Raw genomic sequence first — 24,246 nt, 5'->3', positions numbered from 1 at the left:
GTACTACGTTCAAGCGATAGTTACCAAGATCCGCGGTCGCGCATAAAGATCTTCGGTTCCGATGATGATCCAGAGGTGAACCCCAGATAGAACACCTTCGAGGCCAACCCGTCCTCCAGATCCTGAGAACCCCTCTGGCGTTCTGAATCCTTCAGGGACAGAAGAACGACGTCGGCCTTGAGCCTCCCCAGTGCCTCTTCTCTACGCAACGAGGGCCACTCCGGGTCCAGAGCTGCCGCGCATCTTCCCGAGCTGACCGCGGCTGTGAAAGTAATGGCAAAATCCACCGGGTCGGAAATGCTCATAGCCACCAGTGTCTGCCATCCGGTCCGCTGCCCTTCACACCTAGATCCAGCAGTGCCGAGTGCTCAGCCAGCTGACCATAGGTGAGGATCCGTTCTTCGGTCACCACGGCCGGTCTGTCAGGATCTTCGGCGGCCACCGCAGCCACCCGGTCGACTATGGGCATGGTTTGCTCGTCCTTCCATAACAAACCGAGACAACGTGAAAGCGGACTGCCAAGGTTGGCAATCCGCTTTCACACATGAAACATCAATCAGTCTAGATATTAAAGCCGAGTGCCCGCATTTGATCGCGACCGTCCTCGGTTATTTTCTCCGGTCCCCACGGCGGCATCCAGACCCAGCTGAGCCGCCAGTCGTCAACTACCCCATCCATCGCCTGACCAATTTGCTCCTCGATAACTTCAGTGAGGGGGCAGGCAGCCGTGGTCAAAGTCATGTCGATCAGGAGCGCTCCGTCGTCTGCGTAACGCAGACCGTAGAGCAACCCCAAGTCAACAATGTTGACGCCCAGTTCCGGGTCAATAACGTCTTTCAGCGCCTCTTCAACGTCCTCCACGGACGTCTGCGCAATGTTTATTTCGCTCATCAGGTTCTCCTTCAGCAGCCGCTCTTGGGTAGTCTGCGGCCGGTATCAGGCCGGAACCATGAAACGGTCGTAGCCTTCTTCTTCTAGACGGTCGGCAAGCTCGGGGCCGCCCTGCTCAGCAATGCGACCATCAATGAACACGTGGACAAAGTCGGGCTTGATGTAGCGCAGAATACGAGTGTAATGCGTGATCAGCACAGTACCCATCTGGCCCTGGCTGTGCACCCGGTTCACCCCTTCAGAAACTACCTTCAGTGCATCCACGTCAAGCCCCGAATCGGTTTCATCCAAGATCGCAAACTTGGGTTTGAACAACTCCAACTGCAGAATCTCCACACGCTTTTTCTCGCCGCCGGAGAAGCCCTCGTTGACGTTACGCTGCGCGAAGTCTGAGTCAATGCGCAGTTCGCCCATGGCAGCTTTTACGTCCTTGGTCCAGTGACGCAGGCTGGGGGCTTCACCATCTAGGGCGGTCTTTGCCGTCCGCAGGAAGTTCGTCATGGTGACGCCTGGGACTTCAACCGGGTACTGCATGGCCAGGAACAATCCGCCACGCGCACGCTGGTCGACAGTCATTTCAAGAACGTTCTCGCCGTCGAGCGTAATGGAGCCGCTGTCCACCGTGTAACGGGGATGACCGGCAATCGTGGAAGCCAGTGTGGACTTTCCGGAACCGTTCGGGCCCATGATGGCGTGGCTCTCACCGGTGTTGATAGTGAGGCTTACGCCTTTCAGAATCTGTTTGGTGCCCTGCTCCGTCGTGATGCTGACGTGCAAGTCCTTAATTTCAAGGGTCGACATTTGCCATTTCTCCTTCGCACCCGAAAGGTGCCGTCATTCGTGAGTAAGTTCTTCAGGCCAGGTCCGGAGCCGAAGCCCCGTTGGTCACATTCGTGACATCGACGTATACTTCGTTGCCGCGAATTTCCACGGCGAAGACGGGTACCGGCTCGTAGGCAGGGAGCTGCAGCGGCTGGCCGTTACGTAGATCGAATTGGGAACCATGTCCCCAGCATTCGATCGATTCACCTTCAACATCGCCCTCTGAGAGCGAGATATCTGCATGCGAGCAGGTATCCCCCAAAGCGTGGATAACGCCCTGCGAATCCTTGACTACGACGATCGGATAGTCGTCGATGAGTACCCTGAGCGCCTGCTTGACCGAGATGTCATCAACACTGCAGATGAGCTCGCCGCCTGGCGTTTCTTCTGCCATGGTCGCGCCTAGAGGTTCCCTGCTGAGAGCTCACGCTCAACAGCCTCGCTCAACCGCTCCTCGATGGCCGGGACCCCGATTTGCTGGATGATTTCGTTGAGGAATCCACGCACGACCAAACGTCGGGCAACGTCCTCCGGGATGCCCCGAGCCATGAAGTAGAACAGCTGCTCATCATCGAAACGACCGGTTGCGCTGGCGTGCCCGGCCCCTTCGATCAAGCCAGTTTCAATTTCAAGGTTTGGCACGGAATCGGCACGCGCCCCGTCGGTCAGGACCAGGTTGCGGTTGGTCTCGTAGGAGTCCGTACCTTCAGCTTCCTTACGAATCAGGACATCGCCAACCCAAACGGTGTGAGCTCCGCGTCCCTGCAGCGCACCCTTGTAGGTCACACGGGACTTACATTTCGGCACTGCATGGTCCACCAGAAGGCGTTGTTCGAAGTGCTGGCCAGCATCAGCGAAATAAAGCCCATACATCTCTACGTTTCCGCCAGGAGCATCGAAGCGCGAGGACGGCGTCAGCCGCACCAGGTCTCCACCAAGGTTGACCGCAACGTGCTTGTAGTGTGCATCACGTCCCACCCTGGCCTGCTGAGCGGAAGCGTGAACAGCGTCGTCGTCCCATTCCTGGATGGACACGACAGTGAGGTGTGAACTTTCACCGACGATGACCTCGACGTTCTGGGCCAGCGTCGTGGTGCCCTGGTGGTCCAAGACAACGACAGCGCGGGAAAACTTCCCCGAATCGATGATGATGTGCTGAGCCGAAGCGGCCCGGTCCGTACCGGTGATCGCCACAGTTACTTCGGCATCCAAGGATGTCTCGTCCGGAATGGTTATCACTGTCACTTCCCGGACTGCTTCCCATGCCGCCGCAGCAACACGGTCATCCGGCACAAAGGCTCGGCCCCGGCGGGAATCATCCGCTCCGACAGTTTCAACCGTCACTGAGCTACCGGCCGTTACATTGATGCTGGGCCCGGAACCGGTGAGTTCGTCTGTGTGGAGACCACGCAGACGTTTCAACGGGGTGAACCGCCAATCTTCTTCGCGTCCCGTCAGTGGGGCGAAATCCTCCAGTTTGAAGGACGTCCGCCGCTCGCCACGAGAAGCTTCCGGTACGACCGGTGCATCACCGTGACTGTGCTTCTTCATGCCCAGCTGCTCGGAACCCTCATTGATGGACGAAAGATTTTCGCCTTCTTCCGTGAATCCATCAATGGCGATCTTGTCTTCAGTTTTTACGTCAGTCATGTCAGCCATTCCTAGCCCACGGCCCCTTCCATCTGCATTTCAATGAGGCGGTTCAGTTCCAAGGCGTATTCCATCGGCAGTTCGCGAGAGATCGGCTCGATGAATCCGCGAACGATCATGGCCATGGCCTCGTCCTCGGGCATACCGCGCGACTGTAGATAAAACAGCTGCTCCTCGCTGACCCGCGAGACGGTGGCCTCGTGCCCCATGGTGACGTCATCCTCACGGATGTCCACGTAGGGGTAAGTGTCCGAACGGGAAATGGTGTCAACGAGCAACGCATCGCATCGGACGGTGTTCGCCGAGTGCTTGGCACCTTCCCTGATCTGAACCAAGCCGCGGTAGGCAGACCGACCGCCGCCTCGAGCAACAGACTTTGAGACGATCGAGGACTTCGTGTTCGGTGCAATATGCACCATTTTCGACCCCGTGTCCTGATGCTGCCCCTCACCGGCAAATGCAATCGAGAGGGTTTCGCCCTTCGCGTGCTCACCAACGAGGTACACGGCCGGGTACTTCATGGTGACCTTGGATCCGATGTTCCCATCGATCCATTCCATCGTGGCGCCTTCGTGGCAGATAGCGCGCTTGGTCACCAGGTTGTAAACGTTGTTCGACCAGTTCTGGATCGTGGTGTAGCGAACCCTCGCACCCTTTTTACAGATGATCTCCACGACAGCCGAGTGCAGGGAGTCCGATGAATAGATCGGCGCCGTGCAACCCTCGATGTAGTGAACATAGGAGTCCTCGTCGGCAATGATGAGCGTGCGCTCGAACTGACCCATGTTCTCCGTGTTGATACGGAAATATGCCTGCAGCGGGATCTCGACGTGAACGCCCTTGGGGACATACACAAAGGATCCGCCAGACCATACCGCAGTGTTAAGCGATGCGAACTTGTTGTCCCCGACCGGGATCACGGACCCGAAGTACTCTTCGAAAAACTCTGGGTGTTCCCGCAGCGCAGTGTCGGTGTCCATGAAAATGACGCCCTGGCGCTCAAGTCCCTCGTTGATCTGGTGGTAAACGACCTCGGATTCGTACTGAGCCGCGACACCCGAAACCAAGCTGTTGCGCTCCGCTTCAGGGATGCCCAACCGCTCGTAAGTGTTCTTGATGTCGTCCGGCAGGTCCTCCCATGTGGTGGCCTGCTTCTCGGTGGAGCGAACAAAGTACTTGATGTTGTCGAAGTCGATGCCGGAGAGGTCCGCGCCCCAGGTTGGCATCGGTTTGCGGTCAAAGTATTTAAGACCCTTGAGCCGAAGATCGAGCATCCATTGCGCTTCGCTCTTCTTGGCAGAGATGTCGCGCACGACGTCCTCGCTCAGACCACGACGTGCCGAGGATCCGGCCACGTCTGAGTCGGCCCAGCCGTATTCGTAGGTTCCGATTCCCTCAAGTTCTGGGTTCCGCTCGAGGATGTCTGGCGTGACACTATCGCCCTTGACCTCCGGAGCAGCTGCATCACGAGCTATTTGATCCGTCATCATGGCCTTTCTTGCTGATGGATGGATACTTCCTGCTTTCTGGCCCGACCCACTGGTATGTGGGTCGTACAAACATGCCCGCCGCTGGCGAGCGTCGACAGTCGTCGAACATCAACGCCCAAAAGCCGGGCGAAGACATCAGTTTCGCTGTCGCAAAATGTGGGATACTCGCTGGCGAGGTCCCTGATAGGGCAATGGCCCTGGCATAACTGCACGCTCAGCATGTCCGGCTTGTGCGGTGTTTCCTGTCCAACCATAGCGGTGGAGGCAACGAATCCATCCTCGCTTAACGCTCCTGCGAGGGCAACGGCCCGTGCTTCCACGGACGCTCCAGCGGCTTCCACGATAGGGCGGTATCTGGCTTCCATATCGTCAAAGCGACGTTTGGCGAAGGCTTCGATGGCTACGGGACCGCCGAGCAGCACCAATTCCGCCAATGCATCGCTAGCAATGTCGAGGTAGTCGTTGCCGAGCCGCGCCTGCCCACTGCGGCTCAGGACATAGCGACGCGCTGGTCTTCCAGCTCCAGTCCGGGCTGCCTTCACTGGCTTGACCTCAATCAGATCAAGACGCTCCAGGGCATCAAGGTGACGTCGGACAGCTGCTGGGGTGAATCCTAATAAGGCGCCGAGGTCTGCGGCACTGACAGGTCCGCTTTCCAGAACGGTCGCGAGGACGCGATCGCGTGTCCTCTCCTCCGCCTCACTCGGCTGTACGTCTAACCTCTCCATGGAATACACAACACGACAATGACGTAATTTATTCCTTTCCGCCAGTAAGGTAAGGCTATCCGCCGCCGACGGTCGGCATTCGCGTTAGCGCCGTACTACATGACGTAGAATAACGAAGTGCTTACCACCGATCCATGCCTGCGCATCGAAGGTCTCCTCAAGGACTTCGGGCCGGTCTCCGCTCACGACGGAAAAATGGTCCGCGTGCTCAATGGGGTGGATTTCACCGCCAATCGCGGTGCCGTTACAGCACTTCTCGGCGCAAACGGTGCAGGCAAGACCACCACCCTCGAGTGCGCCCAGGGACTGCAGCGCCCCGATGGAGGTGTAGTCCAACTTCTCGGGATGAGGCCTTATAACGGCGGCCCGTCCCTGAGAAGCCGCGTAGGCATCATGCTACAAGATGGTGGGCTACCGCCGGGCGCCAAGCCCATGCCCCTTCTGCGCCACATTGCAAAAATGTACCGGTCCCCCAGACGGGTCGATGAGCTGGCGGACCGGCTCGGCATTACCAGTTTCGCCGATATTGGTATTCGCCGGCTCTCCGGTGGCCAGAAGCAGCGTCTGGCACTGGCAACAGCGCTGGTCGGCAATCCAGAAGTACTGTTTCTGGACGAACCCAGCGCAGGACTGGATCCTCAATCGAGACAGGTCGTCTTCGATCTGATCGTCGAGGAACGGGCCAAGGGGCTCGGCATCATCCTGACCACCCATCTGATGGAGGATGCCCAACGGTTGGCAGACTACGTTTACATCATTGATGCCGGCAAAACCGTAGCGCAGGGCACCGTATCAGAACTGACCTCCGGGACTACCGAAGGAACACCGCGTGACCTCATTTTTGAAGCGCCACAAGGGCTAACCTTTGAGGTGCCATCGGAATTGACCCTGACGGAAAACACACCCGGACGCTACACAGTCACGGGAATCACAACCACTGCACAGTTGACGCTTCTGACTTCCGCATGGGAATCCGCGGACGTACTCCCGCATTCGATCAGCATGGTCCCCCGCAGCCTCGAGGACGTCTTTCTGGACCTATCAGGAAGGACTGTTTCGTGAACGCTCCATCATCGTTGGCGCGGCGGATACTCGTCCACGGTGGATACGAAGCCAAAGTCATGCTCCGTAATGGAGAGCAACTCGTTCTAGCTATAGTGCTGCCGCTGCTAGCTCTCATTGGGTTGACGGTGACTCCACTACTAGATGGTCTCGGTGACACCCGCATCAACGTGGCAACCCCCGGAGTGCTGGCGCTGTGCGCGATGTCAACAGCGTTCACAGGACAAGGAATAGCCACAGGCTTCGACCGCCGATACGGGGTCCTCAGATTCCTCTCCACCACACCTCTGGGTAAGACCGGACTCATCTTCGGCAAGGCGCTCGCAGTGGTCTGTGTACTAGTGGTCCAGGTGGTCACGATCAGTGTCGTGGCAGGGGTCATGGGATGGAGGCCCCTTCCGCAGGGAATACCCGTCGCAATCCTCCTTCTCCTCTTGGGAGTAGCCGCCTTCACCGCCCTCGGGTTACTGGTGGCCGGAACCTTTCGTCCCGAAGCTACGCTGGCCGTCACGAATCTCCTGTGGATTCTTTTGGCAGCCGGCGGCGGAATTTTGATTCCTGCCAGTGAATTACCCCAATCGGTGCAGCCTTTTGTGGAAATTCTGCCTTCCTCGGCACTGGGGGAAGCGCTCCGAGGTGCTCTCGGCCAAGGAGCGTTCGAAATATCTCCCATGATCACACTGGTGGTCTGGGCCGCAGCGGCATCTATCGCCGCCGTCAAATGGTTCAAATGGAGCTGATCCCATGACATCTACTCTCCAACGCTTCACCGCGAAGCTGCCGACGAAGATCAACAAGGTGGTCCGCCGCCTTGCAGTTGCATCCCTCATCGGTCAAACGGTCTTGATCGTGACAGGTGGCGCGGTCCGGCTTACAGCCAGCGGACTGGGCTGCCCCACCTGGCCGCGGTGCACCTCGGATTCACTGGTCAACACCCCGGAAATGGGCATTCACGGATTCATTGAGTTCGGTAACAGGACATTGACCTTCGCGCTGGCGGCTGTTGCGGTCCTGATGCTGGTCTTCCTGTGGAACATCCGGCGGGAGCGCCGAGATCTGTTCTTGCTGGCGCTGGGTCTCCTTGCCAGTATCCCTGCCCAGGCAATCATTGGGGGAATCACGGTGCTGACAAAACTCAACCCATGGGTGGTGGGGCTCCACTTCCTTGTCTCCATCGCGCTGGTTGCCGTCGCAACATTGCTGGTTAATCGAGTTTACGGACGAACGGGTCGCGGGGCCAAAGACACAGCACATCCAACAGGAAAGACACTCCGTCAGCTATCCATTATCATCGTGGCGATGACGGCCGCCGCCGTCATCATCGGTGTCATCGTGACTGGAGCTGGACCGCATGCTGGCGACGCGGCAACACCACGAAACGGCCTGGGCCTTGAATTCATCTCTCGCATCCATGTACTGCCGGTCTACGTCCTGATAGCGGCGACCGTCGCGGCGATCGTTATCGCGCTGCGGCAAGGAGCATCCCGTCGCTATCAAGCAGCCCTGTACCTTATGGCGACAGTGCTTCTGCTGCAAGCCATTATTGGCTATGTGCAGTACTTCACTGGGGTTCCGGCACTTTTAGTGGGGCTCCATATGCTGGGCTCAGCTCTGCTTCTTGCATCCGCAACAAACGTTGCGGATGTCGGTCTGCAGAAACGGTCAGCGGGATATTTACAGACATTCCCCACGGCCAAATAGCTGCACATCCCCTAAACCAGCTGATCGACCAGCCTGGCCATGTCGCGGTGCTGACTCCCCGGCACCGGAAGCAACGGCAACCGCGGATCACCGGCATCCCAACCGCAGGCCCGCGCAAGGGAGTGTAGTCCGCTGAGCTTTCGCTGCTCAGTGAGGTGACGCAGAACGGGCTGCAGTTTTGATCGAGCGTCCGCTGCGTCCTGGGCTCGTCCCTCGATGAGTGATGAACGTAATTCAACGAACATTCGGGGCAATAAGGCGGCCGCTCCAGCATGCCAGGCTATCTCCGGGTCGCCGTTCTCTACGATCGCAGCATCACCGCTCATACCGTGACAGAAATTTTCCCCAATCATGCGTTTCAACGTTTCGCCGCGCTGCCGGAAAACCACACCATCTGCCCCCGGGTCCTTCAACGCCACTACATTGTCCAACGCGGCTAGTTCCACTACGAGTTCGACCGGAAAATCGAACTGCGTGGTGCCTGGGTTGTTATAGAGGCAGATCGGAAGTGTCGTTGACTGCGCGACGGTTCGGCACTGCATAGCGACTTCCTCTGCTGTGAGAGGTACATATGAGGCCGTTGACAACACCAGGCCCTTGGCACCAGCGCGTTCAGCGTCGGAGGCGTGATCGAGTACTTCTCTGGTGCCAACAGCACTTACACCGGCATAGACGGGCAACATGGGAGCTACAAGGAACGCAGCGTCCACCGATGCCCTGATGATGGACTCTCGTTCAACGCGATTCAGGTAAGCAAAACTGCCCGAACTGCCGAGCACGACGATGGAATCGACGCCAGTAACTGCCAGCGATTCGATGAGCCGTTTAAGCTCGACCTCGTTGATGTCTCCGTCGGGGGTGAAAGGGGTGACCGGGTAGGCAATGACGCCGCTGAAATCCATGGCTCCATGGTAGCTGTAGCACGGACAGACAGTGACGGACTATGGGAAAAGCGCCTGACCGACGAAGGGGTCCACAGCTACTGCAACAAAGATGATGGTCAAGTAACTTATGGACGCGTGAAAGACCTTCATGGCCCCCGTCCCTGTTACGGATTCCCGGCCCGCCTTGGCATAAAGTTTGTGGGATTCCACCATGAACCACAGACCCGCCAGCACGGCAGTCACCGTGTAAACCCAGCCCGCACCGCCAAGCGGGATCAAAAGTAGCGAACACGCCACCATCGCCCAACCGTAGAGCACCACCTGAACGGAGACGAGCCGTGCGCCCGCTACGGCGCCGAGCATGGGTACGTTGGCGTTCCGGTAGTCCTCCCCGTATTTCATGGACAGCGGCCAGTAGTGCGGCGGTGTCCACAGGAAGATGATCATGAAGAGGATGACGGCTGGCCATTGGACACTGTTAGTCACAGCTGCCCAAGCGATGAGCACAGGCATGCATCCAGCTGCGCCGCCCCACACAATGTTCTGGGACGTCCGGCGTTTGAGGATCAGGGAGTAAATCACGACGTACATGAAGATCGCCACGGCGCCGAGTGCCGCCGTCAGCACATTGGCGCCCAACCAGAGAATGGCGACGGACGCGAACGCGAGGACCCATGAGAACACCAGTGCTTCACGAGGGCTCACTTCACCCGTGACGAGAGGACGTCTTTCCGTACGGTGCATCACTTTGTCGATGTCCCGGTCGATGTAGCAATTGAACGCTCCAGCGCTTCCAGCAGCCAGCGCACCCCCAACCATGGTGGCAAGAACAAGAAGGGGATCCGGGAAACTACGCTGAGCGAAGATCATTGTGGGAAGCGTGGTGACCAGTAGAAGCTCAATAACCCGAGGCTTGGTCAGGGCCAGATAAGCCTTGACCTTGCGTCCGAAACCGATTCGACGCTCCGCGAGCGAGGATTCGAGGGGAGCATGCTGGATTTTCACGAAAGTGTCACTCTGTTCTGGCCGGGATTACAGTCCATAGACATCATACCCTTTTACGTCTCGTAGAAAACTTGACGTTGAATGCCGTCGACGCAAGTTGTGCTGGGTCATAATCCCAGAGGAGACCGACACGTCAGCCCCATTCGGGATAAGGTGGAAACAGGGGTCGCCCGCACCGTGGGAGGGGCTCGCAACTGAATAGAACTCACTGCCGAACGGCCGCGCCCGTGATGGGCTGGAATGCTCCATTGGCCGTTTCCCCGCAGGCCGTCTGACAGAGAGGGGCTCGGTTTCCGTGCCACAGCTGGATGAGCAAGAACTGAAGTGGACCGAAGTTGATCAGCACGCCGTGGACACCATCAGGGTCCTCGCCGCGGACGCTGTCGAAGAGGTCGGCAACGGCCATCCGGGCACAGCCATGAGCCTCGCCCCTGCCGCGTATCTTCTGTTCCAAAAGGTCATGAAACACGATCCCGCGAACCCGGAGTGGACTGGACGCGACCGCTTCGTCCTGTCACCTGGCCACACCTCTTTAACGCTGTACATCCAGTTATTTCTCTCGGGTTACGGTTTGGAAATAGAAGATCTCAAGTCGCTGCGGACATGGGACTCTAGGACACCGGGCCATCCGGAATACCGTCATACTCGGGGCGTGGAAATCACCACGGGACCGTTGGGGCAAGGCCTCGCCTCGTCTGTGGGCTTCGCTTTCGCGCAGCGCCGCCAACAGGGCCTCTTTGATCCCAACGCGGAGGCTGGAGCTAGCCCCTTCGATCACACCATCTGGGTCATCGCTTCAGATGGTGACTTGCAGGAGGGCGTCACTGCCGAAGCTTCATCGCTTGCCGGTCATCAAGAACTCGGCAATCTCGTGGTGATCTATGACCAGAACCATATTTCCATCGAAGACGACACCGATGTGGCGTTCAGCGAAGATGTGCTGGGACGCTACGAATCTTACGGTTGGCATATCCAGCGCGTTGATTGGACTAAAACCGGTGAGTATGTCGAAGACGTACACGAGCTCTACCGAGCGCTGAAGACGGCGAAGGCTGAAACGTCGAAGCCTTCGATCATCGCCCTGCGGACCATCATCGGGTGGCCTGCCCCCAACAAGAAGAACACGGGCGCGATCCACGGTTCCGCACTCGGTGCCGACGAAGTGGCAGCCGTAAAGAATGAACTCGGGTTCAACCCCGAGACAACCTTCGACGTCGATCAGGAAGTCCTGAACCACACCCGGGAAGCTCTGGACCGCGGACGCGCCGTCCACGCCGAATGGGACCAACGCTTCGACGACTGGAAGTCCTCGAATCCTGAAGCGGCCGCGTCCTTCTTGCGCATTGCCGCCCGAGAGCTGCCCACGGGCTGGGAAGATTCGCTGCCCACTTTTGAGGCCGGCAAGGCCGTGGCTACGCGTAAAGCTTCAGGAGCAGTCATCAATGCGGTCGCCGATGTCCTCCCCGAGCTGTGGGGCGGATCATGCGATCTTGCCGGTTCTACAAACACGGCCTTTGAAAACTATGCCTCGTTCATTCCCGCATCAAAGCAAACCCAGATGTGGAACGGTGATCTCTATGGTCGCACTCTCCACTTCGGTATCCGCGAGCATGCCGCAGCCGCAATCGTCAACGGCATTGTCATGCACAGCAGCACCAGAGCGTTCTCCGCTACATTCCTGATTTTCAGCGATTATCAGCGTCCAGCGATTCGTCTTGGCGCACTCATGGGTGTTCCCGCAATATACATCTGGACGCACGACTCCATCGGGCTCGGCGAGGACGGACCAACACACCAGCCGGTTGAACAGCTTGCTTCGCTGCGCGCCATTCCAGGTCTGGACGTGGTCCGTCCAGCGGACGCGAACGAGGTGAGTGCGGCTTGGAGGGGCATCCTCGAAAACACGTCGAATCCCGCGGGGCTTGTCCTCACCCGACAGAACGTCCCGACCTTCAAGAGAGGGAACGGACCCGCAGCGAACGGCGCCTTCGCCAGTATCGATGGCGTGTCGCGCGGTGGCTACATTCTGGTCGAAGCGCAGCGCGACGGCAGTGATTGCGAGCCGGAAGTAATCCTTATCGGCACCGGCTCGGAAGTACAGCTCGCGGTCGAAGCACGGGATCGGCTCCAGGCTGACGGCATCCCAACAAGGGTAGTATCGATGCCCTGCCTGGAATGGTTCAACCGTCAAGATGCGGCCTACCGACAGGAAGTGCTCCCACCCACCGTGCGTGCCCGCGTCTCGGTCGAAGCTGGCCTGGCGCTTGGCTGGCGCGAACTGGTCGGCGACGCAGGTCGGTCAGTCTCACTGGAGCACTTCGGGGCCTCAGCGGACTACAAGACTCTCTACAACGAGTTTGGCATCACAGCAGACGCGGTGTTCGAAGCCGCCAAAGATTCTCTCGCAGCCGTAACCGAAGCACCGGCGGCTCCCACCGGGACGCCTGCCTTGGCATCGGGAACTCGTTCCACTGAAACCGGCGATCAAAAATAGTCCCTTCGCAACTTAAGGAGAATCATTCATGACTTCTAACCCAACCCGCGCGCTCTCCGATGCTGGCGTGTCCATCTGGCTGGACGATCTCTCCCGCGAGAGGATCAATTCCGGCGAGTTTGAATCGCTGATCGCGGACCAGAATGTTGTAGGAGTAACCACTAACCCGAGCATTTTTGCGGCAGCCCTCAAGAACGGTGGCTCCTATGCCGCTCAGGTTCAGGCGCTTGCTGACGCTGGGGCGTCCGTGGATGAAGCAATTTTCAACATCACCACCGATGACGTCGCCCAGGCCTGTGACATTTTCGCGGCGGCCGCCCAGCAGTCAGACGGCGTTGACGGGCGCGTCTCGATTGAAGTCGACCCCCGTCTGTCGGCTCAGACAGATGCAACGATTGAAGAAGCGAAACGCCTTCACGCGAAGGTTCAACGCACCAATGTCCATATCAAGATCCCCGCTACCGAAGAGGGTCTTCCTGCCATCACGGAAACTATGGCACAGGGCATCAGCGTGAATGTGACGCTCATTTTCTCTCTGGAACGCTACCGAGCAGTCATCAATGCGTTCATGCTGGGGATGGAAAAAGCCGGAGAGAACGGCCACGATCTCGCGAAAATCCATTCCGTCGCGTCGTTCTTCGTCTCACGTGTAGACACTGAGATCGATAAACGCCTCGAGGCCCTGGGCACTGCAGAGGCAACTGCGCTCCGTGGTAAAGCCGGCATAGCCAATGCTCGTCTTGCCTATCAGATCTATGAAGAGCAGTTCCGCACGGAACGATGGAAGACACTAGCCGACGCCGGAGCCCATCCTCAGCGACCTCTGTGGGCGTCCACGGGCGTGAAGGACCCGGCGTACCCGGACACCATGTACGTCACCGAACTCGTCGCTGACGGCGTGGTCAACACCATGCCGGAGAAGACCCTCCAGGCTACGGCGGATCATGCGGATATTACCGGCAACACCGTTCAGGGAACTTACGAGGATTCACGAAAACTCCTAGACGATCTGGACCAGCTCGGGATCTCCTATAACGACGTCGTACTCCAGTTGGAGAGGGAAGGCGTAGATAAGTTTGTGGCCAGCTGGGACGAGCTGCTGCAGACCGTAACCGAGGCGTTGGGAAAGGCAGGAAAATCAGCATGAGGTCTCTCTCCGTTCAGGCTTCCGGCGCGGGCAAAGACGCGATCAACGCTTACGTGCCCAAGCTTGTTGAAGACTCCGTCGCTTCCAGAATCATGGCAAAGGATGCCACCCTTTGGGGGCCAGAAACAGAACCTGAGGCTTCAAAACGGTTGGACTGGGTTGATTTGGCGCGCTCGTCCCGTCCGCTTGTCCAGGAGATCATCGATCTGCGTGAAAGTTTCGCGGTTGAGGGCGTGGACCGATTTGTTCTTGCTGGCATGGGTGGTTCGTCGCTAGCCCCCGAGTTGATCACCTCCACCGTAGGGGTGCCCCTGACCGTTCTGGACAGCACTGACCCGGAGCAAGTGCACGCTGCCCTTGAAGGGGGCCTGCAGCGCACAGCAATGATCGTTTCGTCGAAATCGGGTTCAACGCTGGAAACAGATTCGCAGCTACGCATCTTCGCCGAGGCATTCGCGGACGCAGGCATCGCAGCCCCATCCCGGATCGTCGTCGTGACCGATGCCGGATCCGCTCTGGACAACCAGGCACGTGAGGACGGATACCGCCGGGTCTTCAACGCGAACCCCAACGTCGGCGGTCGCTACTCCGCGCTGACAGCTTTCGGTCTAGTGCCCTCGGGGTTGGCGGGCGCAGACCTTGGGCAGTTGTTGGATGACGCCGAGGAAGCTGCCCGCATTTTGGCGGAGGACTCAGCGGAAAATATGGGCCTGCGGCTCGGTGCTGCCCTCGGCGGGACCAATCCGCTACGTGACAAGATCGTCATTGTGGACGAGTCCTCCGGATTGAACGGATTCGCCTCCTGGGCTGAACAGCTCATTGCCGAATCAACGGGAAAGGCGGGCACCGGACTGCTGCCGGTCGTGGCCGAACACGGTGCTCCCGAAACCTTAGACCCAGACCACGACATACAGCTGGTTCGGCTGATCTCCCCGGAGGCAGAGGCTGCTCCCAACGGCGCTGAAGTATGGGTAGCCGGCAGCCTCGGTGGCCAGCTGCTGCTCTGGGAATTTGCAACAGTCGTCGCCGGACGGATACTCGGCATCAACCCGTTTGACCAGCCAGATGTCGAAGCGGCCAAGAAAGCGGCGCGGGGATTATTGGACCAGGAGCCCCAGCCGTCGCCCGCGGTCGCAACCTTCGGTGACATCGAAGTCCGCGGAACCGAGGATATTACCCATGACCCACAAAGCCTGGATGCAGCTCTCGAGAGTCTATTCTCTACTCTGGGTCCAGACGGATACCTGAGTATCCAGGCGTACCTGAACCGGGAGGCCGACCACCTCGGGCCCATACGGTCACAGCTCTCACGCGTCACTGGTCGTCCAGTCACTTTCGGCTGGGGTCCCAGGTTCCTCCACTCCACCGGACAGTTCCATAAAGGCGGACCGTCAGTGGGCGTTTTCCTACAGATCACGGCAGAAACAACGTCCGACCTTAAGATCCCCGGCAGGGAATTCAGTTTCGGTGATCTCATAGCCGCACAGGCGGCAGGAGATGCGCAAGTTTTAGCCGAACACGACCGCCCCGTGCTCAGGTTGCATCTGCTGGACCGGTCTCGTGGATTGGCTCAACTGCAAAGTGCCGTAACCCGAATTTCTGACGTCAGAAAGTAATCGATGCCCCACAACACCGCTTCTCGGAGCAACCCACTCCGGGATCCGCGCGACCGTCGCCTCAACCGCATTGCCGGGCCGTCGTCGCTGGTCCTCTTTGGCGTCACTGGCGACTTGGCCAGGAAGAAGCTCTTGCCCGCCATTTACGACCTGGCCAACCGTGGGTTACTGCCGCCGAGTTTTGCCCTCGTTGGATTTGGACGTCGTGACTGGGATGATGCTGATTTTTCTGCCCAGGTCGAGGAAAGTGTCCGACAGTACGCCCGGACTCCGTTCAACGAAACCGTGTGGGAACAGTTCGCTGAGGGTATCCGGTTTGTTCAGGGAGAGTTCGACGACGATGAAGCATACCTCCGGTTGAAAGAGACCATGGAGGAACTCGACGCGGTCCGGGGAACCAAAGGAAACCACGCCTTCTACTTGTCCATCCCGCCGAATTCGTTCGAGGTGGTCTGTCAGCAACTCTCCACCTCCGGACTGGCCGAGGCCCCCACGGCAGCAGAGGGCGACAAGCCGTGGCGGCGCGTCGTGATTGAAAAACCTTTCGGACACGACCTGGCATCGGCCAGAGAGCTGAACCGGATCGTCGAGTCAGTTTTTCCGGCCGATTCGGTATTCAGAATCGATCATTACCTGGGCAAGGAAACTGTACAGAACATCCTTGCCCTCCGTTTCGCGAACCAGCTCTTCGAACCGCTGTGGAATTCCAACTACGTGGACCATGTACAGATCACCATGGCCGAAGATATCGGTATAGGCGGACGTGCCGGTTACTACGACGGTGTTGGTGCCGCCCGCGACGTCATTCAGAACCACCTGCTGCAATTGCTGGCCCTCACGGCCATGGAAGAGCCGATCTCCTTCAACGCGACCGATCTGCGTGCTGAAAAGGAAAAGGTCCTGGCTGCAGTGAAGCTACCCAAAGACCTCTCTCGCCATTCGGCACGCGGTCAATACACTGGTGGCTGGCAGGGTGGAGAAAGCGTCACAGGCTTCCTCGATGAAGAGGGATTCAACCCGCATTCTCAGACCGAAACTTTCGCTGCCCTGCGACTGGACATCAACACTCGGCGTTGGGCAACTGTTCCGTTTTACCTTCGCGCCGGAAAGCGTCTCGGGCGGCGGGTGACGGAGATCGCGGTTGTGTTCAAACGTGCGCCGAACCTGCTCTTCCGGGACCATGGCGATGACGACTTCGGCCAAAACGCCGTCGTTATCCGGGTCCAACCCGACGAGGGAGCAACCATCAGGTTTGGATCAAAGGTACCGGGAACCCAAATGGAGGTCCGGGATGTGACCATGGACTTCGGTTACGGACATTCGTTCACAGAATCGAGCCCCGAAGCCTACGAGCGGCTGATCCTCGACGTTCTTCTCGGTGAGCCCCCGCTGTTTCCACGACACGAAGAAGTTGAGCTGTCATGGAAGATACTCGATCCCTTCGAAGAATACTGGGCTGGCCTGGACGAGCAACCCGAGCCGTATACTCCCGGCAGTTGGGGTCCGGCGTCGGCTGACGAGCTGTTGGCACGCGACGGAAGGACGTGGAGGCGGCCATGATCGTTGATCTCCCCAACACCACAACGTCCAAGGTCTCCAAGAAAATCGTGTCCATGCGGGAGCAGGGCGGCGTGGTAGCTCTTGGACGAGTCATGACTCTCGTGGTCCTGACCCGGGCCGGTCACGAAGAGGAAGCCATCGCTGCGGCGAACGCCGCAAGCCGTGAGCACCCCTGCCGCATCATCGTGCTCATTGCAGGCGACACCGAGGCACCCACGAAACTGGACGCCCAGATCCGCGTAGGTGGCGACGCCGGTGCGTCTGAGGTCGTTCTTCTGTCGGCGACCGGCGAGCTGACAGCGGAAACCGAGTCCCTCGTATCCGCGCTGCTACTTCCGGATGCGCCGATTGTGGCATGGTGGCCACACGGCGCCCCCCGAATCAGCAGCTCACACTTCGATCGGAGCTATTGCTCATCGGCGCATCACCGACGCCGCCAACGAACCAGATCCCCGAAGCGCACTGTTCCAACTCCAGAAAACTTATACGGCCGGCGACACAGACCTTGCGTGGACGCGTCTCACCAATTGGCGCATCCAGCTAGCCGCAGTCATGGACCAACTCGATGCCACCGAGGTCAGTGCCGTAACGGTTGAAGGAGCGTCCGACTCCCCCAGTACTGTCCTCCTCGCAGCTTGGTTGACACTCGCACTCAAAGTTCCCGTAACCATCGCGGCCCGGCCAGACGGTTCTGGTATCCGCAGTGTCAGGCTATCCCGACGCAATGGTGACATTGAATTGTGCCGCCCGAATCGCACGGTCGCTGAGTTGTATCAGCCACGCCAGCATGTTCAACGGATATCGCTGCCACGACGAAGCTTGCAGGACTGTCTGGCAGAAGAACTCCGCCGGCTTGACCCCGATGAGGTCTTCGGTGAAGTCATCACCGAGGGCCTCGCCAGAACCAATCTGAGGAGTGTGAGAACCAGTGAACGCTGAACCCGAGATCAGTCTGCATGAATCCCCTACCGATGTGGCCCAGGCCGTGGCCAGACACGTACTGATCAGATTGCATGAGGTGCAGCGGGAGCGGGGCGAAGCGACGTTAGTCCTGACGGGTGGGTCGATGGGTATCGCCGCTCTCCAAGAAACCGCTTCACACGAGTTGTGCAGGTCTGTGGACTGGCGCCGCGTCAACATATGGTGGGGTGATGAGCGTTTCCTCCCTTCAGATCATCCAGACCGCAACCACGTGCAGGCAAAAGCGGCGCTGCTCGATCACGTAATGCTAGATCCTGCTCGGATCCATCCGATGGGCTCCACAGGTACCTTCGACGACGTCGATATGGCCGCTGCCTCCTATGCTGCTGAATTGATTAAAGACGCTAGTCGTTCCGGAAAAGATGAATTACCGACCCTCGATGTCTTGCTTCTGGGTGTTGGTCCAGACGCTCACATAGCGTCGCTCTTTCCCGAACTTGGCGCGATCCGCGTCACAGGCACCGCTGTTGTCGGCGTGCGCGATTCGCCGAAGCCTCCTACAGAACGGGTTTCTTTGACACTGGATACCATCACCTCAGCGGACGACGTGGTCCTGGCTGTAGCAGGTGAGAACAAGGCTGGCGCAGTTGGGCTGGCGCTCGCTGGAGCGTCCCCGATTCAGGTGCCAGCTGCCGGCGCGCGTGGCACTCGGCGAACGCTCTGGATGATCGACAGGCAGGCAGCGGCACAAGTGCCCACGGCGCTCCTGCCCTAGCCCCTCAGCAGTCTCTTCACGGTACCGGTCAAACAACTACGGCAGGCGGGACGCGAGCCCTACCTGCCGATGTAAATTGTCAGTTGTACCTAAGGGATCAGGATTCGCCGGAGAACCTCTGGATCAATCCGAGACCAACGATCACCACGCCCCAGACGAGGCTCAACGCCACCGTGAACCGGTTGAGGTTCCGTTCCGCGACGCCAGAGGATCCCATGCTGGTACTCATGCCGCCACCGAACATGTCCGACATTCCGCCACCGCGGCCTTTGTGCATCAGGATCAAGAGGGTGAGCAATAAACTTGTAATACCGAGAAAAACCAGCATAACGATTTTGAGTATTTCCACAATGGCCTTTCCGGGGCGACGAGCGACGATTCCGTAGATAATCCGCGAAGCGGCTAGTCCGTCACCAGATGATGCTCGAACCTAACGATATTAGCAAACTCCGCGGGGTCTAGGCTGGCACCGCCGACCAGTACGCCATCGACGTCCCTTTGGCGGAGCGTAGCGGCGACGTTGGCAGCCTTAACTGAACCACCGTAAAGGACCCTCGAGGCGTCCGCGACGGAAGAATCATAGAGTGAGGAGATTTCGGCTCTGACCGCGGCTGCCATTTCCTGCGCGTCCTCGGGTCCGGCGACTTCCCCGGTGCCAATCGCCCATACGGGTTCGTAGGCGATGACTAGCTTCCGGACGTGTTCCGCGGCGAGGCCTTTCACGGCTGCACGAAGCTGGGACAGAGTGTGTTGTACATGCGCCCCTGCTTGACGGACTTCTAAGCCCTCCCCGACACAGAGGATAGGTACGAGGTTGTGTTTGAACGCTGCCGCAGTCTTGGCTGCAACCATGTCATCATCTTCCGAGTGGATGCTCCGCCGCTCGCTGTGTCCAACCAGTACATACGTACATTTCAGTTTGCTGAGAAACTGACCGGAGATATCGCCTGTGTACGCACCAGAGTCCTGCGGCGACAGATCCTGCGCGCCGTAGACGATGTCCAATTCATCACCATGGACCAAGGTTTGGACGCCTCGAAGGTCCGTGAACGGTGGGAAAACTGCAACCTCAACGCGCTTGTAGTCGTGGTTGGCGTCATCGAGAGTCCAAGCAAGCTTCTGAAGAAGCGTAATCCCCTGGACATGGTCCATGTTCATCTTCCAGTTACCGGCAACAAGTGGTTTTCGGTCGAATTTCCCGTTGGTCTGGGTAGTCATCTCAGGCCTTTCCGTGGCGTGGGCTTCTAAGCGGCGTCTAGACGCCGCATGTACTACTGTCGGTCCAGAGCCATAAGGCCCGGGAGTTCTTTACCTTCTAGATACTCCAAGCTCGCTCCGCCCCCGGTAGAAATGTGCCCAAAGGAACTCTCATCGAAGCCCAGCGCCCGAACAGCTGCTGCGGAATCACCGCCACCAACTACCGTAAACCCATCACACTCCGCCAAAGCTTGGGCAACTATACGCGTGCCATCGGCAAATGCATCGAACTCGAAGACTCCCATCGGCCCGTTCCAGAACACTGTCCCGGCCGATCGGATATGACGTGCGAAGGATTCGGCCGATGTCGGGCCGATGTCGAGCCCGAGCCCGGAAGCTCCAAATGTCGCATTTTCGATGTCCTCGGATGCGAGAACCTCGTGTTCTGCGTCCGCCGAGAACCTTGACGCCACCACGATGTCCGTGGGCAAGATAAATTCGCAACCCGCTTGCTCTGCGGAATCCAGGTATCCGCGCACCGTCTCCACCTGATCAGCTTCGAGCATACTTCCACCCACCTTGTGGCCCATGGCCGCAAGGAACGTAAACACCATCCCGCCGCCGACCAGCAGATAGTCAGCCCTCTCCATCAGATTATCGATGACAGCAAGTTTGTCGGATACCTTGGCGCCGCCTAAAACCACCACATACGGGTGGTCTGGGTTCGTGGTGAGCTTTCCCAGAACCTTAAGTTCGGTACTGACAAGATTCCCCACATACGCGGGCAGATGGCGCGTAATATCTGTGACGCTGGCATGCTTGCGATGCACGGCCCCGAAGGCGTCGTCCACGTAAACACCGTCTTCCCCCACGAGTGCGGCCAGCTCGGCCGCAAAGCTATCCCGCTCGGCATTGTCCTTACTCGTCTCCCTAGCATCAAAACGAAGGTTCTCCAGCACGAGGACTTCCCCCCCTACCAGAGAACCTGCCTGCTTTCGGGCGTCATCCCCGGAAACGTCCGATGCCATCCGCACTGTCAATGGAACAAGACTGCGCAACCGCTCGACAACCGGAACGAGCGAAAACTCGGTCCGAAACTTCCCCTGGGGCCGTCCTAGGTGCGCCATAACGACGACACGCGCGCCAGCGTCGGCAAGTGCGGTAATCACCGGAACAGACGCACGAATCCGTCCGTCATCAGTTACCTTCCCGTCCTCGAGAGGTACGTTCAGGTCCGAACGGACGAGTACCCGGCGTCCGCTTACACCGGAGGAGAGAAGTTCATCGAGGGAAATGTAGGCCACAGTCAGCTCTCTGCCTTAGTTTTTGGTAGTAATGATTTTGGAAGCTATGAGCTCAGCGAGGTCCACAAGACGGTTCGAGTAGCCCCATTCATTGTCATACCAAGCCACGACCTTTACCTGGTTTCCCAGCGCCTTCGTCAGGCCTGAATCAAAGATGGCCGAGGCAGGATCAGAGACAATGTCCGAGGACACCAACGGCTCCTCAGTGTAGGTGAGAATGCCTTTCCACTGGTCCTGGGTTGCCGCTTGCCGGTACGCCTCATTAACTTCTTCAGCACTCACCTCACGGGAGACCGTGACCGTGAGGTCTGTTAGAGACCCCGTTGGAACAGGAACCCGGACAGCGAACCCGTCGAGTTTGCCCTGTAACTCTGGAATCACCTGCCCGATCGCTGCGGCTGCCCCGGTGGAGGTCGGTACAACGTTGATCGCTGCTGCTCGCGCCCTCCTCAGGTCGCGGTGAGGAGCATCCTGCAGATTCTGATCGGCGGTATAAGCGTGGATGGTTGTCATGAACCCACGTTCAATCCCAAAGCTGTCATTCAGGATCTTGGCCAGCGGGCCGAGGCAGTTGGTGGTGCAGGAGGCGTTGGAGATGATGTTGTGCTGGCCGTCATCATAAAGGTGGTCATTGACACCCATGACTACGGTTAGGTCTGATCCCTTGCCGGGAGCTGAAATGATAACCTTCCGAGCCCCTGCGTCGATGTGCTTCTGCGCGCCTTCGGCATTCGTGAAAAGTCCGGTCGACTCAATGACTATATCTACACCCAGATCCTTCCACGGGAGATGCGCCGGGTCTTTCTCGCCGAGAACCTTTATGGGGCGTCCGTCGACGACGATCTGATCGCCCTCGACCGACACTTCCTCGGAAAGGCGGCCGGCTACGCTGTCATATTTGAAGAGGTGCGCAAGTGTCTTGGTGTCGGCCAGGTCGTTGACCGCGACCACCTCTAGGTCTGCCCCCTGGGCGAGCGTGGCACGGAGGAAATTACGACCGATCCGGCCGAAGCCGTTGATGCCAATACGTGTAGTCACGTTAATATCTCCTTGGTAGGCGTTGAGGCCAGTGACCATGGATCATTAGCTGGCCGTGGGCAATACCGACAGCGCTAGAGAACCTTAGTGGTGGGAGGTCCTGCCGGTTCCGAAGAGCTACCCGCGGTTCGAGTCTCCGCGGTGAACCCTCCGGGCCCAGTCTACGCACCATGGATCAGCTTGGTACGTAGACCAGGGCTTCGTCTACTCTCCGACGAGGATGAGACCAGTGGCGTTAGAGCGTGCAGCGTTGAAACGGGCTGCAACGTCCTGCCAGTTCGCGATGTTCCAGAAGGCCTTCACGTAGTCAGCCTTTACATTGACATAGTCAAGGTAGAAAGCGTGCTCCCACATGTCGAGCATGAGCAGAGGGGTTGTGCCAAGCGCGACGTTGCCCTGCTGATCGTAGAGCTGCTCAACGACGAGATTCCCGCCAATGGGCTCATAGGCCAGAAATGCCCATCCTGACCCCTGAAGGCTCAGAGCAGCGGCGTTGAATTGCCCCTGGAACGCGTCGAACGAGCCGAAAGCGTCGTCGATGGCCGCTGCCAGTTCGCCGTCAGGCCTGCCGCCACCCTCCGGTGAGAGGTTCTTCCAGAAAACGGAGTGGTTGATATGACCGCCGGTGTGGAAGGCAAGGTCTTTGGAAAGTTTCGGAATGTTCCCGAACTGGCCCTGCTCGCGTGCCTCGGCCAACTGCGTCATAGCATCATTGGCTCCCTTGACGTAAGCCGCATGGTGCTTGCTGTGGTGCAGCTCCATGATGCGCGCCGAAATGTGGGGCTCAAGAGCCGCGTAGTCGTAGTCGAGCTCGGGAAGTGTGTATTCGTTCACTGAATCCTCCAATAACTAGTCGTGCCAGTTTTTGCTTCGGCTTCAGGCGCCCGGTGGAGTGTACGACCGGGCGTGCCCGGAGCCTGGCCTTCGCGAAAAGACCTCTCTCCCATCCTATGCAGATAATTACTCTTCGAGCATCTCCTCAGTCACATTTGTCTCGGTCCCCGGGATACCGAGTTCGACGGCTCGTTTGTCGGCCATGGCAAGCAGGCGCCGGATTCGTCCCGCAACCGCGTCTTTGGTCATAGGTGGATCGGCGAGCCGCCCTAGCTCGTCGAGGCTTGCCTCCTTATGGCTCACGCGCAACTCCCCTGCGTACTTCAGATGCTCCGGTACATCGTCAGCGAGAATTTCAAGGGCGCGCGCGACGCGGGCGCCAGCTGCTACAGCCGCCTGAGCTGATCGGCGCAGGTTCGCGTCGTCAAAGTTGGCCAGCCTGTTCGCCGTCGCACGGACCTCCTTCCGCATTCTGCGCTCTTCCCACATCATCAACGCGTCATGGGCGCCCATGCGGGTCAGGAGGGCTGCAATGTGATCCCCATCCCGGATAACGACACGGTCCACCCCTCGGACGTCTCTGGCCTTGGCAGCGATTCCGAGCCTTCGCGCCGCGCCAACAAGCGCCAGAGCTGATTCGGGTCCGGGACACGTCACTTCCAGTGCAGAAGATCGGCCAGGCTCGGTCAGTGAACCATGCGCGAGAAAAGCACCGCGCCAGACTGCTTCAGCATCGGCGACGGAACCGTTGACCACGACAGATGGCAACCCCCGGACAGGACGACCCCGTGCGTCGAGCAGACCGGTCTGCCGCGCCAAAGACTCGCCATCGCGTACGACGCGGACGACGTAACGGTTTCCTCGGCGCAGCCCGCCGCCGGAGACCACGATGATCTCGCAACCGTGGCCGTACACTTCCGCGATGGCCGAGCGCAGCCGTCGGGCGGTGGACGCCAGATCCACCTCAGCCTCAACGACAATTCGGCCAGAAATGATATGCAGCCCTCCAGCGAACCGGAGGGTCGCCGAAACTTCAGCCTTTCGCTCTGATGACTTCCTGACATTCAGGCGTGACAGTTCTTCCTTGACGTCCGCAGTCAGGGCCACGAATTCACTCTCCTCTGCAA

The 24,246-nt window shown here is 58.7% G+C and carries 24 protein-coding genes and 1 pseudogene; 9 read left to right on the top strand and 16 right to left on the bottom strand.

The genetic code is table 11. The annotated features are described in order from the left end of the window. Positions 1-20: 20 nt before the first annotated feature. From JOE65_RS08610 to JOE65_RS08575, 8 genes are all read right to left on the bottom strand, one after another. A complete protein-coding gene (locus JOE65_RS08610) occupies positions 21-305 on the bottom strand; it encodes a hypothetical protein (protein WP_205162805.1) in 285 nt (94 codons plus the stop codon). Then, a complete protein-coding gene (locus JOE65_RS08605; protein WP_205162804.1) occupies positions 302-469 on the bottom strand; it encodes a hypothetical protein in 168 nt (55 codons plus the stop codon). The genes JOE65_RS08610 and JOE65_RS08605 overlap by 4 nt, the downstream gene beginning before the upstream one ends. Positions 470-561: 92 nt before the next feature. Then, positions 562-891, bottom strand: coding sequence for a metal-sulfur cluster assembly factor (locus JOE65_RS08600; protein ID WP_205162803.1), 330 nt, complete (start codon positions 889-891; stop codon positions 562-564). Between the two features lie 45 nt (positions 892-936). Further along, positions 937-1,692, bottom strand: coding sequence for a Fe-S cluster assembly ATPase SufC (sufC, locus tag JOE65_RS08595; RefSeq protein ID WP_205162802.1), 756 nt, complete (start codon positions 1,690-1,692; stop codon positions 937-939). 52 nt (positions 1,693-1,744) lie between these two features. Then, positions 1,745-2,107 carry a non-heme iron oxygenase ferredoxin subunit gene (locus JOE65_RS08590; protein WP_205162801.1) on the bottom strand — a complete coding sequence of 121 codons (363 nt, stop codon included), beginning with the start codon at positions 2,105-2,107 and terminating at the stop codon, positions 1,745-1,747. Between the two features lie 8 nt (positions 2,108-2,115). After that, positions 2,116-3,363, bottom strand: coding sequence for a Fe-S cluster assembly protein SufD (gene sufD / locus JOE65_RS08585; RefSeq protein WP_420827499.1), 1,248 nt, complete (start codon positions 3,361-3,363; stop codon positions 2,116-2,118). Between the two features lie 11 nt (positions 3,364-3,374). Continuing rightward, positions 3,375-4,850 carry a Fe-S cluster assembly protein SufB gene (sufB, locus tag JOE65_RS08580; RefSeq protein WP_205164103.1) on the bottom strand — a complete coding sequence of 492 codons (1,476 nt, stop codon included), beginning with the start codon at positions 4,848-4,850 and terminating at the stop codon, positions 3,375-3,377. After that, positions 4,850-5,581 carry a helix-turn-helix transcriptional regulator gene (locus JOE65_RS08575; protein ID WP_205162799.1) on the bottom strand — a complete coding sequence of 244 codons (732 nt, stop codon included), beginning with the start codon at positions 5,579-5,581 and terminating at the stop codon, positions 4,850-4,852. The genes sufB and JOE65_RS08575 overlap by 1 nt, the downstream gene beginning before the upstream one ends. A 117-nt stretch (positions 5,582-5,698) precedes the next feature. Here JOE65_RS08575 and JOE65_RS08570 point away from each other — a divergent pair, with 117 nt between their 5' ends. The 3 genes from JOE65_RS08570 to JOE65_RS08560 are packed head-to-tail and all read left to right on the top strand — an operon-like array spanning position 5,699 to position 8,344. Continuing rightward, the gene (locus JOE65_RS08570; protein ID WP_338021590.1) at positions 5,699-6,643 is read left to right on the top strand and encodes an ABC transporter ATP-binding protein; all 945 of its coding nucleotides are present in this window, start codon (positions 5,699-5,701) and stop codon (positions 6,641-6,643) included. Continuing rightward, positions 6,640-7,383 carry an ABC transporter permease gene (locus JOE65_RS08565; protein ID WP_338021589.1) on the top strand — a complete coding sequence of 248 codons (744 nt, stop codon included), beginning with the start codon at positions 6,640-6,642 and terminating at the stop codon, positions 7,381-7,383. The genes JOE65_RS08570 and JOE65_RS08565 overlap by 4 nt, the downstream gene beginning before the upstream one ends. 4 nt (positions 7,384-7,387) lie before the next feature. After that, positions 7,388-8,344: a COX15/CtaA family protein gene (locus JOE65_RS08560; protein ID WP_205162797.1), complete on the top strand. Its 957-nt coding sequence runs from the start codon at positions 7,388-7,390 to the stop codon at positions 8,342-8,344. 11 nt (positions 8,345-8,355) lie between these two features. On the opposite strand, the gene JOE65_RS08555 is transcribed toward JOE65_RS08560, so the two are convergent. Together JOE65_RS08555 and JOE65_RS08550 are read right to left on the bottom strand one after the other, a co-directional pair. After that, a complete protein-coding gene (locus tag JOE65_RS08555) occupies positions 8,356-9,246 on the bottom strand; it encodes a dihydrodipicolinate synthase family protein (protein WP_205162796.1) in 891 nt (296 codons plus the stop codon). 39 nt (positions 9,247-9,285) lie between these two features. After that, positions 9,286-10,233 carry a heme o synthase gene (locus JOE65_RS08550; protein WP_338021588.1) on the bottom strand — a complete coding sequence of 316 codons (948 nt, stop codon included), beginning with the start codon at positions 10,231-10,233 and terminating at the stop codon, positions 9,286-9,288. A 304-nt stretch (positions 10,234-10,537) separates the two neighbouring features. On the opposite strand from JOE65_RS08550, the gene tkt reads away from it, so the two are divergent. The 6 genes and pseudogenes from tkt to pgl all read left to right on the top strand — a co-directional run bounded on the left by tkt (position 10,538) and on the right by pgl (position 18,746). Then, positions 10,538-12,727 carry a transketolase gene (gene tkt / locus JOE65_RS08545; RefSeq protein WP_205164100.1) on the top strand — a complete coding sequence of 730 codons (2,190 nt, stop codon included), beginning with the start codon at positions 10,538-10,540 and terminating at the stop codon, positions 12,725-12,727. Between the two features lie 28 nt (positions 12,728-12,755). Next, complete coding sequence (gene tal, locus JOE65_RS08540; protein ID WP_205162795.1) at positions 12,756-13,874, top strand: transaldolase; 1,119 nt, start codon at positions 12,756-12,758, stop codon at positions 13,872-13,874. Beyond that, a complete protein-coding gene (locus tag JOE65_RS08535; RefSeq protein WP_205162794.1) occupies positions 13,871-15,490 on the top strand; it encodes a glucose-6-phosphate isomerase in 1,620 nt (539 codons plus the stop codon). Before tal ends, JOE65_RS08535 begins: the two co-directional genes overlap by 4 nt. Positions 15,491-15,493: 3 nt before the next feature. Further along, positions 15,494-17,050 (top strand): glucose-6-phosphate dehydrogenase, encoded by a 1,557-nt coding sequence (zwf, locus tag JOE65_RS08530; RefSeq protein WP_205162793.1) that lies wholly within the window; start codon positions 15,494-15,496, stop codon positions 17,048-17,050. Continuing rightward, a pseudogene (locus JOE65_RS08525) lies at positions 17,047-17,989 on the top strand (glucose-6-phosphate dehydrogenase assembly protein OpcA). The gene zwf and the pseudogene JOE65_RS08525 overlap by 4 nt, the downstream one beginning before the upstream one ends. Beyond that, positions 17,979-18,746 carry a 6-phosphogluconolactonase gene (gene pgl, locus JOE65_RS08520; RefSeq protein ID WP_205162792.1) on the top strand — a complete coding sequence of 256 codons (768 nt, stop codon included), beginning with the start codon at positions 17,979-17,981 and terminating at the stop codon, positions 18,744-18,746. Before JOE65_RS08525 ends, pgl begins: the two are co-directional and overlap by 11 nt. Positions 18,747-18,843: 97 nt before the next feature. Here pgl and secG read toward each other — a convergent pair whose 3' ends face one another. The 6 genes from secG to whiA form a co-directional block, all read right to left on the bottom strand. Continuing rightward, a complete protein-coding gene (gene secG, locus JOE65_RS08515) occupies positions 18,844-19,074 on the bottom strand; it encodes a preprotein translocase subunit SecG (RefSeq protein WP_239537017.1) in 231 nt (76 codons plus the stop codon). A 74-nt stretch (positions 19,075-19,148) separates the two neighbouring features. After that, a complete protein-coding gene (gene tpiA / locus JOE65_RS08510; protein WP_205162790.1) occupies positions 19,149-19,964 on the bottom strand; it encodes a triose-phosphate isomerase in 816 nt (271 codons plus the stop codon). A gap of 53 nt (positions 19,965-20,017) precedes the next feature. Further along, positions 20,018-21,247 carry a phosphoglycerate kinase gene (locus tag JOE65_RS08505; protein WP_205162789.1) on the bottom strand — a complete coding sequence of 410 codons (1,230 nt, stop codon included), beginning with the start codon at positions 21,245-21,247 and terminating at the stop codon, positions 20,018-20,020. A gap of 15 nt (positions 21,248-21,262) precedes the next feature. Then, complete coding sequence (gap, locus tag JOE65_RS08500) at positions 21,263-22,285, bottom strand: type I glyceraldehyde-3-phosphate dehydrogenase (protein WP_205162788.1); 1,023 nt, start codon at positions 22,283-22,285, stop codon at positions 21,263-21,265. A gap of 204 nt (positions 22,286-22,489) precedes the next feature. Next, entirely contained in the window at positions 22,490-23,119 is a 630-nt protein-coding gene (locus tag JOE65_RS08495) for a Fe-Mn family superoxide dismutase (RefSeq protein ID WP_205162787.1), read from the bottom strand. 126 nt (positions 23,120-23,245) lie between these two features. After that, positions 23,246-24,226, bottom strand: coding sequence for a DNA-binding protein WhiA (whiA, locus tag JOE65_RS08490; RefSeq protein WP_205162786.1), 981 nt, complete (start codon positions 24,224-24,226; stop codon positions 23,246-23,248). Between the last annotated feature and the right edge of the window lie 20 nt (positions 24,227-24,246).

The organism is Arthrobacter roseus (assembly GCF_016907875.1).
Lineage (GTDB): Bacteria > Actinomycetota > Actinomycetes > Actinomycetales > Micrococcaceae > Arthrobacter_J > Arthrobacter_J roseus.
Note: the sequence above shows the minus strand (reverse complement) of the source record. Positions and strands in the feature narration are given on the sequence as shown.

Coding starts and splice junctions, on each gene's coding strand:
- JOE65_RS08610 (WP_205162805.1), bottom strand. CDS start 305: ATGAGCATTTCCGACCCGGTGGATTTTGCCATTACTTTCACAGCCGCG.
- JOE65_RS08605 (WP_205162804.1), bottom strand. CDS start 469: ATGCCCATAGTCGACCGGGTGGCTGCGGTGGCCGCCGAAGATCCTGAC.
- JOE65_RS08600 (WP_205162803.1), bottom strand. CDS start 891: ATGAGCGAAATAAACATTGCGCAGACGTCCGTGGAGGACGTTGAAGAG.
- sufC (WP_205162802.1), bottom strand. CDS start 1,692: ATGTCGACCCTTGAAATTAAGGACTTGCACGTCAGCATCACGACGGAG.
- JOE65_RS08590 (WP_205162801.1), bottom strand. CDS start 2,107: ATGGCAGAAGAAACGCCAGGCGGCGAGCTCATCTGCAGTGTTGATGAC.
- sufD (WP_420827499.1), bottom strand. CDS start 3,363: ATGACTGACGTAAAAACTGAAGACAAGATCGCCATTGATGGATTCACG.
- sufB (WP_205164103.1), bottom strand. CDS start 4,850: ATGACGGATCAAATAGCTCGTGATGCAGCTGCTCCGGAGGTCAAGGGC.
- JOE65_RS08575 (WP_205162799.1), bottom strand. CDS start 5,581: ATGGAGAGGTTAGACGTACAGCCGAGTGAGGCGGAGGAGAGGACACGC.
- JOE65_RS08560 (WP_205162797.1), top strand. CDS start 7,388: ATGACATCTACTCTCCAACGCTTCACCGCGAAGCTGCCGACGAAGATC.
- JOE65_RS08555 (WP_205162796.1), bottom strand. CDS start 9,246: ATGGATTTCAGCGGCGTCATTGCCTACCCGGTCACCCCTTTCACCCCC.
- tal (WP_205162795.1), top strand. CDS start 12,756: ATGACTTCTAACCCAACCCGCGCGCTCTCCGATGCTGGCGTGTCCATC.
- JOE65_RS08535 (WP_205162794.1), top strand. CDS start 13,871: ATGAGGTCTCTCTCCGTTCAGGCTTCCGGCGCGGGCAAAGACGCGATC.
- zwf (WP_205162793.1), top strand. CDS start 15,494: ATGCCCCACAACACCGCTTCTCGGAGCAACCCACTCCGGGATCCGCGC.
- secG (WP_239537017.1), bottom strand. CDS start 19,074: ATGCTGGTTTTTCTCGGTATTACAAGTTTATTGCTCACCCTCTTGATC.
- tpiA (WP_205162790.1), bottom strand. CDS start 19,964: ATGACTACCCAGACCAACGGGAAATTCGACCGAAAACCACTTGTTGCC.